We start from the raw sequence: 15,469 nt of genomic DNA on the forward strand, positions 1-15,469 counted from the left end.
GTTCCCATGAACCTGGAGACCGCTCCCGTGAACCCGGAGACCGTTCCCATGAACCCGGAGACCGCTCCCGTGAACCCGGAGACCGTTCCCGTGAACCCGGAGACCGCTCCCGTGAACCCGGAGACCGTTCCCGTGAACCCAAAGATTGCTTCAGTTTGTTGGGGAGTGCGTAGACGCAAAACGGCATATTGATGGATATCGTTGCGTAGGCAAAGCTTCTGTAGGCGATCGCACTATTGGTAAGCTAAACACATCTAATTTGCAGATGAAAATTTTCTCAATATGTTGTGGGGTGGGCAACATGAGCGCCCAGATTATGCAACTTGAATGCTAATTAGCTTACTTGTTGTCCACATCCTGAATAGCACGGGCAATTTCTGCATTTCCAAGTTACGCCATGATTCGGCATTATACGTACTTTAGTAGGATGAAATTTTCACTGTACAACTAGGATCGGAAGCGAAGCTTTTATCAAAAACAAACCTAGCAGAGATACTACCACTACCTCGTGAATAGCTGCCACCCAAGTAATGCCATTTATTATCTTGGATACCTGCATCTCCAGTATAGAATTTTTTAATGGGTAGGGTTCCTCCGTCACTATAACCAACATTTGCTTTATTACCGCCCCTATTTTTTCCCTTGTTAATTTTATAGTTGATTCTGATTATTGAACCTATTCTTCCGCCTAAGCCTTGATTGTAATCGATTTCAATTGTGCCTGTAAAACCTCCTTTACTGCATGAATAATCACGAATAACGGCATTAGCATTAGCTGGAGTTAAAGCAATGCTACTGCAAGCAACAGCCATTGCCGCAGTACTAATAACAAAACGGTTTGTTGCCTTTTTAATTTGACAATCAGTCAAAGTATTAACCATTTCTGACTTCCTTTTTGATTCAGTTATACTTTGCATTAATTAAATTAAAATCAATAAATACCAGAAACATTCAACACTAATAAATAATGTAAGTCCTGAAAACTGAAAATATGATTAGCCACCGATATTGATTAAGGGGGGTAATTTGACTTGTGTGTACACCGTAGCCTTCAGATATTGTAATCACCCGAACCGGATTGCAACTCCTCCTAACGTTTAATTTCCTTAAACCTTTCTTGCGCTGCCTTAAATGCTTCTTGCATCACCAACTGAATTTTCTGGCGATCGGGTTTTTTACCTCCCATTAAATCGCCAAAGTAAACACAGGCTGCTTCCCCTAGTGCCCAAGTATAAGCGGCTGCCCAAGAGGCTGCGATCGCACTCCCAATACCTGGTATAAATTTAATTAACTCCCGTGCAATTGCCTGTGCTAAAAAACCACCTGCGATCGCACTCACAACGCCTCCCGCCTGAGATGGAGTAACTGTCTGTCCATATAATTTACCCAACAGTCCCACCATTGATACTTGCAAGGCAGTGAGTACGGGCATTGTCGCAAATGGCAGAGGTACAGCCGCTAGAGTTGCAGACATGATCGCAAATGGCAAAATATAACGGCGTGCAGCATCTCGGTAAAGATTGCCAATTTGCTTCCCAACTTCTTCTCGATCTAATAGCTGATAAATCGCTTGGGCTTCTGCTTGTGGGAGTAGTTCTGCTAAGGAATCTCGCAGTGCTTCTAAACCATAAAATACTTGAGTGTAGCCATCTTCTTCTAAGGTAAAGTCAATGAGTACAGAGCGATCGCTTATTCCGGCAAAGGCTTGTTGCATTGCCGCAAATGCGCGGTTGACTTCTTCATAATCTGGCGGATAAGTGGGATGATCGACGATATTGCCAGGATAAACCTCGTGCAAGCAGGTGACTACCAGCAGACAGGGAATGTCTGGATACTTCTGGCGCAACTGTTGAGCAATTTGTCGTAGGGTATCAGTTGCAAAATCATTAATTTTGACAGTCAAAAGCAGGATTCTGGCGGAACGAGTTTCCTGTTGTAAATCGCCAACCAACTCTTGAATAATTGTTTGAGTATCTTGTTTGACATCACCCAGTCCCACCGTATCCGTAAAAATCAGTAACGGCAGGTCATTGGATGGATAAGCATAGCGCTGGGTGTGTTGTGTGTGTGGGCGAAATCCTTGACCGACAATTTCAGCAGCAACTCCCGTCAATCCGCGCACAATAGAACTTTTTCCGGCTTGGGGTTTACCAATTAAGAGGGCTTCTGTAGTTGGCAGTTCGGCTCGGATTTTCTCTAAAATCTCTGCAACCTGAGTATCACTCACACTAAACCATTCCACAACTGTCCGTGCCACTTGTTCTACGGGTAGAAGTTGGGTTAGACGTGTTGTTGCTTTGTTCCACACACCACCAATCTGATTTGTCCAGGAATTATCGGCCGACTTGGTAATCGTTTTGTCGGTCGGTTCGCTCAATTGCTGAGAATCAGTTGATGGTAAGTCAGCATCACGTTGCTCAGTCATTTTCATCCAAACATAGAAGACCCTTTTTGTCATCTTATAGTGATTTTCAAAGGGATAACTAGTACCTTTAGTAGTGTTATGTAGCGGTTCTCGTTTGGATATAATACACAGCTTTTCGGTCTACTGACGTTTTCGCAATAGCCAAAACAATGCAGTGCCTGTAATTGCTCCTGATACAATCCCCGATCCAGTTCCCAGAGTAGCCCCGAAAGCGATTTTTGCCACGGAAGTACTTACATAATTTTCTATGAAGTTTGTAACTCCATAGGCTACTGGGATAGCTAGACAGCTAACAGCATCACCGAAGATGCCCGATAACGTCCATACCCCATACAACGATACAGTCTGGTTTAAGATTCCATCTAATATCTGCGATTGAATTATTTTGACTCCAGCTAAGATTATGACTCCGGCTAAGATTCCGATTCTGTCTCCAGATAAGATTCCAGCTAAAGCTAAGATTCCGGCTCCGGTTAAGATTCCGGCTCCAGCTAAGGCTTCGGCTTTAGCTAAGACTATATCTAAGGCTTCGGCTTTAGCTTGAGCTATATTTAAGGCTTGGGCTATGGCTTTGGCTATGGGTCCGGTTATGGCTAAGACTATTACTCCGGCTATAGCTATACCTCCGGCTACAGCTACGATTAAGGCTAAATTTAAGGCTCCAATTAAGCCTAAAACTATGGCTAAGACTGCGGCTAAGACTGCGCTAAAGGCTACGGCACCAGATCCAGCTAAGGCTACCCCTAAGGCTAAGACTACGGCTCCAGTTATAGTTAAGGCTAAGGCTACAGATCCTTCTCCAGCGAAGGTTCCGGTTTTTACGAAAGCTACAATTACGGCAAATAATAAGCCGATCCTTGAGATTGAGTTGGTCAGTATCCAGCTAGCTAATATCCAGCGACTGCTCTTAGCTACATACTCTGGTACATACAAGATCAAGATGTACAGCTGTATAACTCCCGCTATAACTCCACTAAAAGCTAATGATAGAGTCAGCATAATAATTGACTCACCCAACCACCCTACACCCCAACCGAAAGCTTGACTTAAGGTAGTGACTAAGAACCATTGAAGCCAAAGCCGCCATTGTGTTCTTTTGGAAGAGAGTACATTCCGCGAAGCTTTTCGCATCCGAACTGCTAGCTTTTTTTGTCTACCAGCCATGAATTCCTGAAAAATGTAGTCTTTCAAAAGACTATCTTTAGGTGCTTTCTTAGCCAGCAAACGAAGCAGCGGTTGAGCCAACATGGAAAGCATGTAAACGTTCTTCTTGGCAATTTCTAATTGCAGAAATCCAACAGAGCCTTGAACAGAAGTCACTAACAACGCTTCAATTGCTAAACGGATCTTTTGTTCCTCTGGACGGGGAATTTCGGAAATCAAACGTATCCGCAACCAGTCAGGCATATAACCATCCCGGAACCACGGCAAGCGAGCTAGATCAGTGATCTGAGAATCTTGGAGCAAGGTAGATTCATCTTTTGTGCTGAGGTTATAGCCCAAGTAGAGCGTGAGATTCCAATGCATTTGTGGAAAGATAGCACAAGCACTCAACCAGCGATAACCAGATTCACCTAAATAGCCTTGGAGAGATTTTAAAACCTCATCAATTAGCAATGATTCCGGAGGATCTCGTTCAATCCAACGACGCGATCGCACTCTCAATATTTCTGGAAAAGGTGCCCTAAAATTCTCTGAAGGTGTATAAGGCAATTCTTCATATTTAGTACTATGTACCAAATTTATCAACCCCTCAGATGTAGCGGGTAGAACAGCGAACTGCCAGGATAATTCCAATTCTTGATATCCCCAGTGTTCTGAGGGTTTTGGAGTTAAAATAGCGCGATCGCTCCATTTTGTAAACAGATGGTTCCAAGATTCCAGTTCACCAGTACGCGAACTAAACAACCCTTCAGCATCTGTGAATAGAATCAGGCGATAGTGACTGTATTTTCTGGCAATTTCGTACAGGGTGAGGGGAGTCCCTTTACCTGTCATTGGAAAGCAGACGCGTGGATCGCTATCAAAGTAGTAGCCTATGAGAGAAACCTGATTTTGGCTTAACCTGTCAATTATTTCTTTAGCAAATCTCGCCTGGTGGTCATTGTAATTAGTGCGATCAATTAGCACCAGATATTCAGGGAGAAGCTGACGATAACTATATACTGGAGTGAAGTAACCTCCTAACTGCACACTCTTTTCTACCGTTTTTTTAACATTGAGTTCGTGGGATGAAATTGGGATACGTCGTCTAAAATCTTGAGCGATATGTAAAAACAAAACTTTGGGAAACAATTCCTCATCCAAACCAGCAATAGACACTTCCTCTAATTCAGGCTGTTGATTGGTCGAATGACGCGCTAGAAATCGATACGCTTGAAAAGACCACCAAAATTGCCAAACGAAAAAGATAAAAACTGGTAGAAACAGTACTAACACTATGAGTTGCCATTGTGTAACCTGGCTTTTATCTGTAGGTTTGCTAGTTTGAAGTATTGAAGGTTTAGGCTGAAGAGGTGTAGGTTTGCTAGTTTGAGGTATTGAAGGTTTAGGCTGAAGAGGTATAGGTTTGCTAGTTTGAAATATTGAAGGTTTAGCTATTAGAAGTTTAGGCTGGAACGGCATTGCTCTGACAAAAAGCACACCTACAAACGCAAGAAGAGCAATTATCGCAAACCACCACCATTTCCGCTCCTGGTTCTTAAGTTTCCGCAACACCTGCCGTAGTTCTTCTGCCTTCGTGTCTATTGGTACAGCATTGTTCACGATAAAACCCATGCGTTTCAGCCATTGGTCAAATCGTTGATAGAAATCTTCTTGTTCAGTAGGTGAGTGGCAAAGCAATGGACTAAGAAGAGTTTTAAATCTCTGAGGACGATCTAGATTATCTCCTTGAGCAATAAGCGTAAGTATCAGATTTTGGACGGCAATATACTGCGATGTACCGATTTGATAGTCTGCCTCTCGTAGCTCATCGATGAACTCGATTAGCTTTTCTAAATTTAGCCGTTCTAGATTTACTTCTTGCGGTTGCTTATCCATGTTTTAACTATGATCTGAGCCTTGTCTTGATCTTCTGCTCTTTTGATCAAATTACTAAGTGTTGGTAGAGCTAACTCAGGGTTTTTAAGTGGATTCTCTGCATCCTTGGGGAAAGATATTTCTCGCAGTGCTATCATCCAACCCAAAAGTTCAGCAGTCGTTGGTTTCTTGCGTAAGCCACTTGATGAGTGTCGTAGTTTGTAAAACAGATCCAATGCCGTGGTAAGAAAATCATTGCTTCTGTGAGGGTCTAAATCTAATCGATTAGTAACAATTTCTCGTAAACGCTCCTTCTCTGGAAAGGGGACATTGTAATAGATGCAACGCCGTAAAAAGGCATCTGGAAGGTCTTTCTCAGAATTACTGGTAATAATAATAATAGGCTGTAATTCGGGATTAGTTTCAATTGCGACGTTACCTAGTTCTGGTACTCGAAAATACAGGTGTTCCAATTCGTTGAGAATATCGTTAGAGAAGTCGCGGGGTGCTTTATCTACTTCGTCAATGAGAACTACGGAGCGTCTTTTACCAGGATGCTCAAAATCTGGTGGAAGCAGTTTCGCAACTTCTGACTTTTCTTTAGTGAGCAAAATTGCTTTACCCAAAGCATGATATGTCAAATAGTTGAGAGAACTTCTATCTTTTATACCATTCTGTACATCTTGAAATTGTCTCAAAGTATCATAAGTGTAAAATAGATCACGAGCAGTACTTGTAGATTTAGTTTCAAATTTGAGTGGTTTTTCAAAACCAAGTTGCCAAGCGACGCTATAGGCAAACTGGGTTTTACCAGTACCTGGTTCTCCGGTCAGTAAGAGGGGCTGTCCCAGAAGCAGAGCAATATTACAAGCATCAACCAGTCCAGGATCTGCAATATAGTTTTTTGGGTTCATTATCTGGGAACGCCGTGATACAGGCAAAGTTGCCGGTACATCACTTCGCTTTTTGCCATCACTAAGATAAAAGGGAAACTTCATGTGCTTTTGCTCCTTCTAATGTATTCACCCAAAATACTTCTCAATTTAAATGCTAAATATTCCATAGGAATTTTTTTAGGTGAATCATTTGATTTGTACTGTTCAAAGATTTCTCGAATTTTCGACTCAATATATTGGTTGAAATCTACTTGTTCCAAGAAATGGTTTCTGCACTGAACATGTGCCCATTCTTCTACTTCATGTCTAGTAATTCCTTCAAGTTTTGGCAAAACTATGCCAATCAATCTCTTACAACTAGATAATTGAGTAGGTAAATGTTTTTCAATAATCATTGAAATATCATTTTTGTCGAATGAAAAATTAATTAAACGCTTTTTTTTCTGAAAATATTTAATAGATAAAAACACGATTAATTGCTGTTTTTCAGCAAGAGGAGGCCATTTATCCCAAAAGTCTATAAAACTATCAAGAGTGAATTTTAAACTAGATTTCGGTAAATCATCAGCTAAAAGATGTATATATAATATGACTGGCCCGGGGTATTTAGCTAAACAATCATTGATTATTTTAGCGGATACATTTCGACTAACTTCATTTATATTTTTAGCTAAACTTTGTTGAAGCATATAATTAAATTTATCTCTATCTTTAAAATTTATAGGGAAGCTTGGATAATAGCATTTAATGCTGGTTTTTTCAGAATCTTGAATATCAAGCAATTCAGGAATATAACTTTTTATTAAACGTTCAGAAAATGGACTGTGACATTGATGTTCATCACCATGAAAAATACAAAGTATTGGCTGATTTTTCATCTGAGCTAGATTATTGATTGCAGCACTAAGCGCGGACTCTTGTGCGCTACGATTGAGGTAATCAGGTAGTACATAAAGATGCTTAGGTAAGGCTACTGAAGTGGGCGCAATAGTTATAAGTCGCTCATGCAGCTTTTGCAATTCTTGTTCATGCTCTTGTTTATTTCTTTTTAAATGTAATGGAATTTTTTCTTTTTCTGGATATTCGGATATAGTTTCATCAATATCAAGCAAATTCTTTTTAATATTGGCTATCTGTCTCTCAATAGACGTGATTTCTTCTTGAGTCATTACTTTAGCATTATGTTTAAACTTACATCCCAATACTGCTCGATCAAGTAAATAAAGTAGGCTAAAACCCTTGAAATATCGTTGTCTATAATGCCCAAAAGAGGCTTAACCGAGCAGTATTTACTTACATCCCTAGTTTCTCTTCCAACTCTGCAATCTTCTTTTGTGTCGAGTCTAGATTATTCTTTAGTTGTAGTGGAATAGTAGTGAAATCAATATACTCACTCATCCGCTCATCGATCAGTTGTAGGTTTTTCCGATAATTAGTTAACATTCGTTTCCAGGTAGCCACTTGAGCGGTATCCAACCCTGGTGTGATTGATGGAATATTAGCTGTCCAATTTGGTAGCGGATAAGGTCTTTTTTCACCCGCAGCATACCAAGCTAAAGCAAAATTATCTTCTAAATTGCTAATTTTAATAATGGGGTGTTGTTTGTCATCTGTCCGTTCTGGAACTTTGCGTCCTACCCACATTGCCAAATCCAATACACGGGAGTAGCCGTCTTGCTCAAATGCTCCATAGCCAGCTAGCCCTTCTAATAAAGCTGCTGTAAACTGACTATAGGGATTGCCTGTCCAAGAAACTTCATCTTTGCGTGACGAAGCTAGTATAACTCGACCACTGCTGCTTCCTAATTGCGCGATCGCTGATGGTGGTAAAGGTGATTTGATTGCTCCCTTTGCTTCAGCTTGTCCACCAGCATGGCAGCAATCAAGGAGTACCAGTAATTTCTTTGCCTGAATAGCTTGCAAACGTTCGGTGAATACTGACCCAGGAATCGCTGTATCCTGCAAATTTTCCAGATTGTATCCGTAAGGTATTAAATAATAATCTGGTGTTTCCATTCCGTGACCGGAAAAGTAAACGATAACTGTATCATCTTTTCCAGTTACATCAGCCAGCCAACTTAAAGCAGATAAGATATTTGTAGCAGTTGCTTCTTCACCAGTTAGCAAACGTACTTGCTCAGTAGGATAGGCACAACGAGATGAATTGCGTAGTAGATTCGCAACGGCAGTAGCATCATCAATTGTGACAGGCAAATCGTAACCTACTCCGACAATAACAGCATATCCTTGTCTGAAGGTTTGGGTCATACTTGCATTCGCTCCGATAAAATACGTTAATGTGTGAGCTTTTGATACAAATTGAGCATACTATCTTTTGCAAGATTGTGAAAGGTGTCACTCAGTAACGCTTGCTCCCTCATCCGTAAAAAATCGCCTATTAGGGTGGCCGCCAAGATTATAAATTGGGACACGTTAGAAACTAATATTGCAGAGTACGCTTTATTGATTTACTAACTTCTCCAAAAATGATATTAGACCTGCCTTAAAAATAAGGAACAGGGAACAGGGAAGAGGTATTTTCATTGTTCCTTGTGAACGCAGTTCATGGAGTCTCTTGCATAAATCAAAAATAAAGAACCCCATCCCGCATTTGAGTAAAGGAAACGCTCCCCTCCCCTTACTAAGGCCAGGGTGGTTTCATACGAAAAAAGAAAAATACATAAGCCTTGATTTCTCGTTTTGTGTCCAGGTTTCTTCCCTCACTTCCATTCCTCTCCCCCACAGGGGGAAAGGCTTTGAAATCCACTTTTAGTTTTTCTCTGGTTGTATGAAACCACCCTGCCTCCGGGGGTGGGGTATTAGGGACTTTTGCAAGAGGTCTATTGTGTAAAATCAAAATTTCGCACTGCAAAATTAACCTTTCGCCCCTTACACTTGCCCATTAATGACCTTTTTTGGGAATGCTTTCATCGATCGCATTTCTTCCGATTCGGCAATGAAATAACGGTAAATCAGTAGAGCGCAAAGTTTTTCCAGAAGTGCGCTCGCCAACTGTTCAAAAGACGAACATAATTACTAATCTATATCATTTTGGCTCAATCAAATCAGCGATCGCTTGTACCAATTCATCTGGATCGACTGGTTTGGAAATATGCATTTGAAATCCTGCGGCTAATGCTTGCTGCTGATTCATTTCCCCTGCATAGGCTGTCAGAGCGATCGCTGGTACGTTTCCTCCTTGTTCAGGCGATCGCGATCGCACTTCCCGCATCAGCATATAACCGTCTGTTTTTGGCATTCCAATATCGCTAATTAAAACATCTGGTATCGACTCAGATAGTGCTTGTAGTGCTTCTTGTGCTGATGATACGGCAGTTACTTGCACGCCGTAGTCTTGCAAAATAAAGGTAATTAAATCGCGGATATCTGGTTCATCGTCCACTACCAAAACTTGAGTGTCTGCAAGTAGCAAGGATTCCGGCTCAGAATATGAAGACTGATTCTCTTCACCCCGAACCTGTTCGCTTCTAACTAAAAGCGGTAACTCGACACTGAAGGTTGCACCCAGTCCTTCTCCAAGACTTTCGGCTTGAACATTTCCCCCATGCATTTCTACAACTTTACGCACGATCGCTAGTCCTAAACCTAGCCCACCAAATGTCCGTGTAGTTGTGCCATCAGCTTGGCGAAAGTAATCGAACACGTAAGGCAAAAAATCTAGGCTAATTCCCTTACCTGTATCGCTGACCTGAATTTGAGCCTGACTATCAGCTTCCATGAGTCGAACTTCCACTCGTCCTCCTGTTGGTGTAAATTTTACCGCATTAGAAAGCAAGTTCCACACAACTTGTTGCAGCCGATTTGGGTCGCCCATCACTTGTCCCAAATTGGTATCAAATAAGGTCTGAATTTGAATTGACTTGGCTTGTGCTGCTAGTTTTACTGTTTCTAGCGCTGCTTCAACTACCATTACCAAGCTGACTGGACAGATATTCAAGTTTAATTTTCCTTGGAGAATGCGCGATACATCCAACAAATCTTCAATTAGCTGGGTTTGTAACTTCGCATTGCGTTCAATGGTTTCTAAGGCGTGATGAGTAGTTTTTTCATCAAACTTGCGAGTCCGCAGCATTTTCGACCATCCTAGAATGGAGTTGAGTGGGGTTCGCAGTTCGTGAGAGAGAACCGCTAGAAATTCATCTTTAATTTTGTTGGCGATTTCTGCTTGTTGCCGTGCTGTCTTTTCGCACTCTAGTAGGCGATCGCATTCTTGTTCAGCTAATTTACGCTCGGTGATGTCCAGTACAAAAGCAACACCATGTTCTTGAGAGTCATTCAGCAAAGCTATCCCCAAAACAATCGGTACTCGCTTGCCGTTGCGATGGATATATTCTTTCTCGTAAATTTTAGAAACTCCAGTGGTTTGCACTTCCAAAATGGCGCGATCGTCTAAATCCTGATACTCAACAGGAGTAAGTTCTTTCCAATTAATTCTGCTTAAAGTAGCAAACTCATCACGAGTGTAACCAGCTAGTTGCAGAAAGGCATCATTGGCATCAATCACAAAACCATGCACATTCCAAAAAGCGACCCCAATCAAGTTAGATTCAAACAAACGCCGAAATCGTGCTTCACTTTCGCGTAAAGTCTTTTCTGCCCGTTTGTGTTCAGTAATATCGCGAGAAACAGCGATTACGCCTTCAATAGTTTGGTCAACATTTCGTAATGGTGTGAGAATATATTCATAATAATGTACGCCATCACGAGTAACATATTTACACTCATCTTTGAGCGGCTGTCCAGTTTTCATCACAGCTTCTCGTTGATTATCTACCTGCGTGATTAGGTCTGCGGGTAAATCCAGTTCTGGCAACGTTTTGCCGATAATATCTTGGGGATTTAAACCTAGTATAGTTGCTCCATCACGGCTGACATACTCATAGCAACCTTGGCGATTAAAAATATAAATATGATCGACTGAGGCGGTGAGAATGGCATTTAAAATATTTGCCTGTTCTTGGACTTGTGTTGTGAGTTCGCGAGTACTTTCTTTTGCCTGTTTACACACAGTAGTTTCCATACAAACACCGATCATTCGCACCGCTTGTCCTTGAGCGTTATAGATAAATTTTCCGTTGGCAGAAATCCAATGTGTACTTTCGTCTGAGCGAACTATACGAAATTCATCATTGTAGTCAGTCTTTTGTGCCAAAGCGTGAGCGATCGCTTGCATTACAGATTGGCTATCTTCAGGATGAACGAACTTTTGAAACGTCTCATAAGGACTATCAGAACTACTTGGAAGTACACCAAAAAGCAGTTTATAATTTTCTGACCAGATGACTTGATTGGTAACAATATTCCAATCCCACAAACCCATCTGGGATACATCTAGAGTTAGCCTCAGCCGTTCTTCACTCTCTCTGAGAAGTACTTCTAACTGCTGACGCGCCGCACTTTCTTGTTGGAGTTGCTCTAAAATTACTGCTACTTCTGTTGGCAGATTGAGATGTACAGATGTTTCCTTAACTTCAATGTGAGGATTTTCTGCTTCTACTGGCAGCTTTCTTTTGAGTTCTGTTAATTGTTCTTCAAGTGCTGCTTGCCTTTGTTGATAAAATCTTTCTGATTGCTCTAACTCAGCTACTCGCTGCTGCAAAACTGCTAATTCATCAGTGAGTTGAAAGTTTATTTTATTAATATTTTGCATATTGTACACCGCTAATATTTCACAATATCGATTTGAAGAGTAAGTATCTCCTAGTTTGATCTATGATTTTTTCAACTATCAAATGTAATCTATCAAAGGTTACATAAAAATTAAAAAATAATTACAATTATCATTTTACTATTTGAATACTTTACTATTAAGCAAAAACAGTTGAGTAATTTCAGCCAAAAGGTATATATTAGTTTCGATAAATTTAGGGTAAGCACTATCAAAAACATCAAAATTGAGCTTTATGACATGAGTTAGTTAATAGTGCCCACCCTAAAAAATAGCTAGATAGTTAAATAAAAAAGTTTATCTCTTAAATCGAATCAAAGCTGCACCAACTAATAATCCCACAACCTGACCTAAGAAGACAACACCCGATTGATTTACGCCAACAGGAGGAATATTTAAACTACCGATACCATAAAAAAATTGTTGAACAAACCACCAAAATATATATATAAAGGCTGGTAGTTGGATAGGGATATACAAGATTATTAGCGGCAAAACAGTATCAATTTTAGCTTTAGGAAACTTCATAACGTATATTCCTAAAATAGCTGCGATCGCACCATTGCCCCCAATCAATGGAACTGTCAAACTCGGTTCAGCCAGAATTTGTATTACCCCTGTCATTACACCAGCAGCCAGATAAAACCCTAGATAGCGTCCATGTCCTAGAATATTTTCGACAGTTTTCCCAAAAACCCACAAAAATAGTAAATTTCCTAATATTTGACTAAAACTGCCGTGCAGAAATATGCTAAAAAATAGAGTAAATACCCGCCAAATGACAACTATCCAAGCAGCAGAGTTGAAAAAGAGAGCATTGGTAACTGCTCCACTAATCTGCGCTGGAATCATACCCCAAGTATTCACAAAATAGCCTAATTGACCGCTAAACTCTAGTTGAAGTTCCCATAAAAATACAGCCAAGTTAATGGCAATCAACCAGTAATTAATAATTGGCTTACTTCGACAACGAATATTATCACTAATTGGAATCATATAAATTTGTCATTAATCATTGGTCATTGGTAATTGGTCATTTGTCATTTGTCATTTGTCAATAATTCTTCTTCCCCTGCTCCAACTCATTACTCATTACTCATTACTCATTACTCATTACTCATTACTCATTACTCCTCTGCTCCCCTGCCTCCCCTGCTCCCCTGCCTCTCCTGCCTCCCCTGCCTCACTTCCCCTTAACCTGTGGCAAGATTGAAATCAGATCGCATCGCACTTAACTAGGCAAACAAGATGCTAGGAAACACACTTGTAGGAAGATACCAAATTATTAGTAACTTGGGAGGTGGGGGTTTTGGTGAAACTTTTGTGGCTTGTGATACCCAATTACCTGGTTCACCTCTATGTGTTGTTAAGAAACTCAAACCCCAGGCCAGCGATCCGGTAACTTTGGAAACAGCTAGGCGTTTATTTGATACGGAAGCACAAGTTCTGTATAAATTAGGAACTCACGATCGCATTCCCCAACTTTTAGCTTATTTTGAGGAAAATGCCGAATTCTATCTAGTACAGGAATTAATCGAAGGTCATAACCTGAGTCAAGAATTAACATCAGGTAAAATCCTCAGTCAAGAAGAAGTTATTTCACTTTTACAAGAACTTTTAGCAATCTTAGAATTTGTCCATCAACAGAATGTAATTCATCGTGATGTCAATCCCCACAATATCCTCAGACGCCAACCAGATGGCAAATTAATTTTAATTGATTTTGGTGCAGTTAAACAAATTGCAACTCAAGTTATTACTCCCCAAGGCCAAACTATCGCAACAGTAGCTATTGGTACGCCTGGATATATTCCTGGCGAACAAGCTCATGGTACGCCAAAATTAAGTAGTGATATCTATGCTGCGGGAATAATTGCTATTCAAGCTCTCACTGGATTATCACCAGAGGAAATAGTAAAAGATGCTGATACTAATGAAATTATCTGGCATGACCAAGCCACGGTAACACCAGAATTTGCTAAATTCTTAGATAGAATGGTCTGCTACGATTTTCGGCAACGCTATCCTTCGGCAACGGTGGCATTACAAGCGCTGAAAGAGTTAAGACAACCACCCACCCAAACAATAGCGTTAACTCCTCCTCCTCCACCAAAAAATATCAACAAACCTAAACAAAAAAAAGGTATTTTAAGTAAAGTTTTACTAACAATATTTTTTATTGCTATTGGGGGAGTAGCATCAATATTTATTTGGCATTACATTAATTCAAATAATGCTATAGAATTATCTAAACAAGGAAATACGCTTTTTGATTTACAACGCTATCAAGACGCGCTAGAAGTATATGAAAAAGCCGTTAATCTTAGACCAGATTATGCTCAAGGTTGGAATGGTCAAGGCAAAACACTAAATAAATTAAGAAAATACAAAGATGCATTAGTGGCGTATGATAAAGCAATTCAAATTCAGCCAGATTATTTAGATGCTTGGATTGGACGTGGTACTGTATTGGGAAATTTACAGCGATATCAAGAAGCGATCGCCTCTTTTGATAAAGCCTTAGAATTAAAAAATGACAACTCAGAAGTCTGGAATGCTAAAGGTGAAGCTTTCAGTAATTTAGACCAATACGATCAAGCAATTAAATCTTATGAAAAGGCAATTGAACTCAAACCAGATAATTACGAAGCTTGGTATAAAAAAGGATTAGCTTTGCAGAATTCTCGGCAATATGAAGAAGCGATCGCAGCCTATCAAAAAGTCGTCGATTTAAAACCAGACTACGAGCAAGCTTGGTATAATTTGGGGAATGCACTAGTCAATTTAAAACGCTATCAAGATGCATTTGCAGCTTATGATAAATCGGTGCAATATCAACCAGATTATTACCAAGCTTGGATGTCTAGAGGTAATATACTGCTGAATCTACAACGTTATCCAGAAGCGATTGAATCTTTTAATCAAGTAATTAAATACAGTCCGAGAAGTTATCAAGCATGGTATAATTTGGGATGGTCGCTGCATCAAAACCAACGCTATGAAGAAGCAATAAAAGCTTATAATAAAGCGGCAACGCTTAAGCAAAATAACTATCAACTCTGGTATAATTTAGGGAATTCACAATACATATTGCAGAAATACGAAGATGCGATCGCGTCTTATAATAAGGCAGTTCGTTATAAAGTAGACCATTCTGAAAGCTGGTATAGTAGAGGCAATGCTCTATTAAATTTGAAACGGTATCAGGATGCGATCGCTTCTTACGATCGAGCAATAAAATACAAGCCTAATTACCAACAAGCAATAGACGGTCGCAATCAAGCCAAAATTCAACTGCAAGGCGAAAAAGCAAAACCTGTACCTGTACCTGTAATTGTACCAACTCTTCCATTTCCTAATTCCACCAATCCACCGCAGACGACGCCCTAAACTGAACCTGGGTTTTCATCAAGGGAGATATCCTATAGGAGTTAAAAA

At 40.3% G+C, this 15,469-nt stretch carries 9 protein-coding genes; 1 reads left to right on the forward strand and 8 read right to left on the reverse strand.

All coding sequences use genetic code 11. The features are described 5' to 3' along the window. Nucleotides 1–419 precede the first annotated feature (419 nt). The 8 genes from RMX69_RS27555 to RMX69_RS27590 all read right to left on the reverse strand — a co-directional run bounded on the left by RMX69_RS27555 (nucleotide 420) and on the right by RMX69_RS27590 (nucleotide 13,027). Nucleotides 420–881, reverse strand: coding sequence for a hypothetical protein (locus RMX69_RS27555; protein ID WP_322639317.1), 462 nt, complete (start codon nucleotides 879–881; stop codon nucleotides 420–422). Nucleotides 882–1,090: 209 nt separating this feature from the next. After that, nucleotides 1,091–2,425: a 50S ribosome-binding GTPase gene (locus RMX69_RS27560; RefSeq protein WP_322639318.1), complete on the reverse strand. Its 1,335-nt coding sequence runs from the start codon at nucleotides 2,423–2,425 to the stop codon at nucleotides 1,091–1,093. A gap of 120 nt (nucleotides 2,426–2,545) precedes the next feature. After that, nucleotides 2,546–5,467, reverse strand: coding sequence for a Trp biosynthesis-associated membrane protein (locus RMX69_RS27565; RefSeq protein ID WP_322639319.1), 2,922 nt, complete (start codon nucleotides 5,465–5,467; stop codon nucleotides 2,546–2,548). Then, entirely contained in the window at nucleotides 5,443–6,444 is a 1,002-nt protein-coding gene (locus RMX69_RS27570; RefSeq protein ID WP_322639320.1) for a MoxR family ATPase, read from the reverse strand. Before RMX69_RS27570 ends, RMX69_RS27565 begins: the two co-directional genes overlap by 25 nt. After that, nucleotides 6,441–7,511: a hypothetical protein gene (locus RMX69_RS27575; protein ID WP_322639321.1), complete on the reverse strand. Its 1,071-nt coding sequence runs from the start codon at nucleotides 7,509–7,511 to the stop codon at nucleotides 6,441–6,443. Before RMX69_RS27575 ends, RMX69_RS27570 begins: the two co-directional genes overlap by 4 nt. A gap of 124 nt (nucleotides 7,512–7,635) precedes the next feature. Continuing rightward, a complete protein-coding gene (locus RMX69_RS27580; protein WP_322639322.1) occupies nucleotides 7,636–8,610 on the reverse strand; it encodes a caspase family protein in 975 nt (324 codons plus the stop codon). Between the two features lie 778 nt (nucleotides 8,611–9,388). Further along, the gene (locus RMX69_RS27585; protein ID WP_322639323.1) at nucleotides 9,389–12,013 is read right to left on the reverse strand and encodes a PAS domain S-box protein; all 2,625 of its coding nucleotides are present in this window, start codon (nucleotides 12,011–12,013) and stop codon (nucleotides 9,389–9,391) included. Nucleotides 12,014–12,328: 315 nt separating this feature from the next. Beyond that, nucleotides 12,329–13,027 (reverse strand): rhomboid family intramembrane serine protease, encoded by a 699-nt coding sequence (locus tag RMX69_RS27590; protein ID WP_322639324.1) that lies wholly within the window; start codon nucleotides 13,025–13,027, stop codon nucleotides 12,329–12,331. A gap of 252 nt (nucleotides 13,028–13,279) precedes the next feature. On the opposite strand from RMX69_RS27590, the gene RMX69_RS27595 reads away from it, so the two are divergent. Then, a complete protein-coding gene (locus RMX69_RS27595) occupies nucleotides 13,280–15,421 on the forward strand; it encodes a tetratricopeptide repeat protein (RefSeq protein WP_322639325.1) in 2,142 nt (713 codons plus the stop codon). The last annotated feature ends 48 nt before the right edge of the window (nucleotides 15,422–15,469 follow it).

Origin of the sequence: Nostoc sp. EspVER01 (assembly GCF_034530635.1) — a bacterium.
Taxonomy (GTDB): Bacteria; Cyanobacteriota; Cyanobacteriia; order Cyanobacteriales; family Nostocaceae; genus Nostoc.

Bases quoted from the DNA above. Each gene is read 5' to 3' on its own strand.
- RMX69_RS27570 (WP_322639320.1), bottom strand. From the start codon at position 6,444: ATGAAGTTTCCCTTTTATCTTAGTGATGGCAAAAAGCGAAGTGATGTA.
- RMX69_RS27565 (WP_322639319.1), bottom strand. From the start codon at position 5,467: ATGGATAAGCAACCGCAAGAAGTAAATCTAGAACGGCTAAATTTAGAA.
- RMX69_RS27595 (WP_322639325.1), top strand. From the start codon at position 13,280: ATGCTAGGAAACACACTTGTAGGAAGATACCAAATTATTAGTAACTTG.
- RMX69_RS27590 (WP_322639324.1), bottom strand. From the start codon at position 13,027: ATGATTCCAATTAGTGATAATATTCGTTGTCGAAGTAAGCCAATTATT.
- RMX69_RS27580 (WP_322639322.1), bottom strand. From the start codon at position 8,610: ATGACCCAAACCTTCAGACAAGGATATGCTGTTATTGTCGGAGTAGGT.
- RMX69_RS27575 (WP_322639321.1), bottom strand. From the start codon at position 7,511: ATGACTCAAGAAGAAATCACGTCTATTGAGAGACAGATAGCCAATATT.
- RMX69_RS27585 (WP_322639323.1), bottom strand. From the start codon at position 12,013: ATGCAAAATATTAATAAAATAAACTTTCAACTCACTGATGAATTAGCA.
- RMX69_RS27560 (WP_322639318.1), bottom strand. From the start codon at position 2,425: ATGACTGAGCAACGTGATGCTGACTTACCATCAACTGATTCTCAGCAA.
- RMX69_RS27555 (WP_322639317.1), bottom strand. From the start codon at position 881: ATGGTTAATACTTTGACTGATTGTCAAATTAAAAAGGCAACAAACCGT.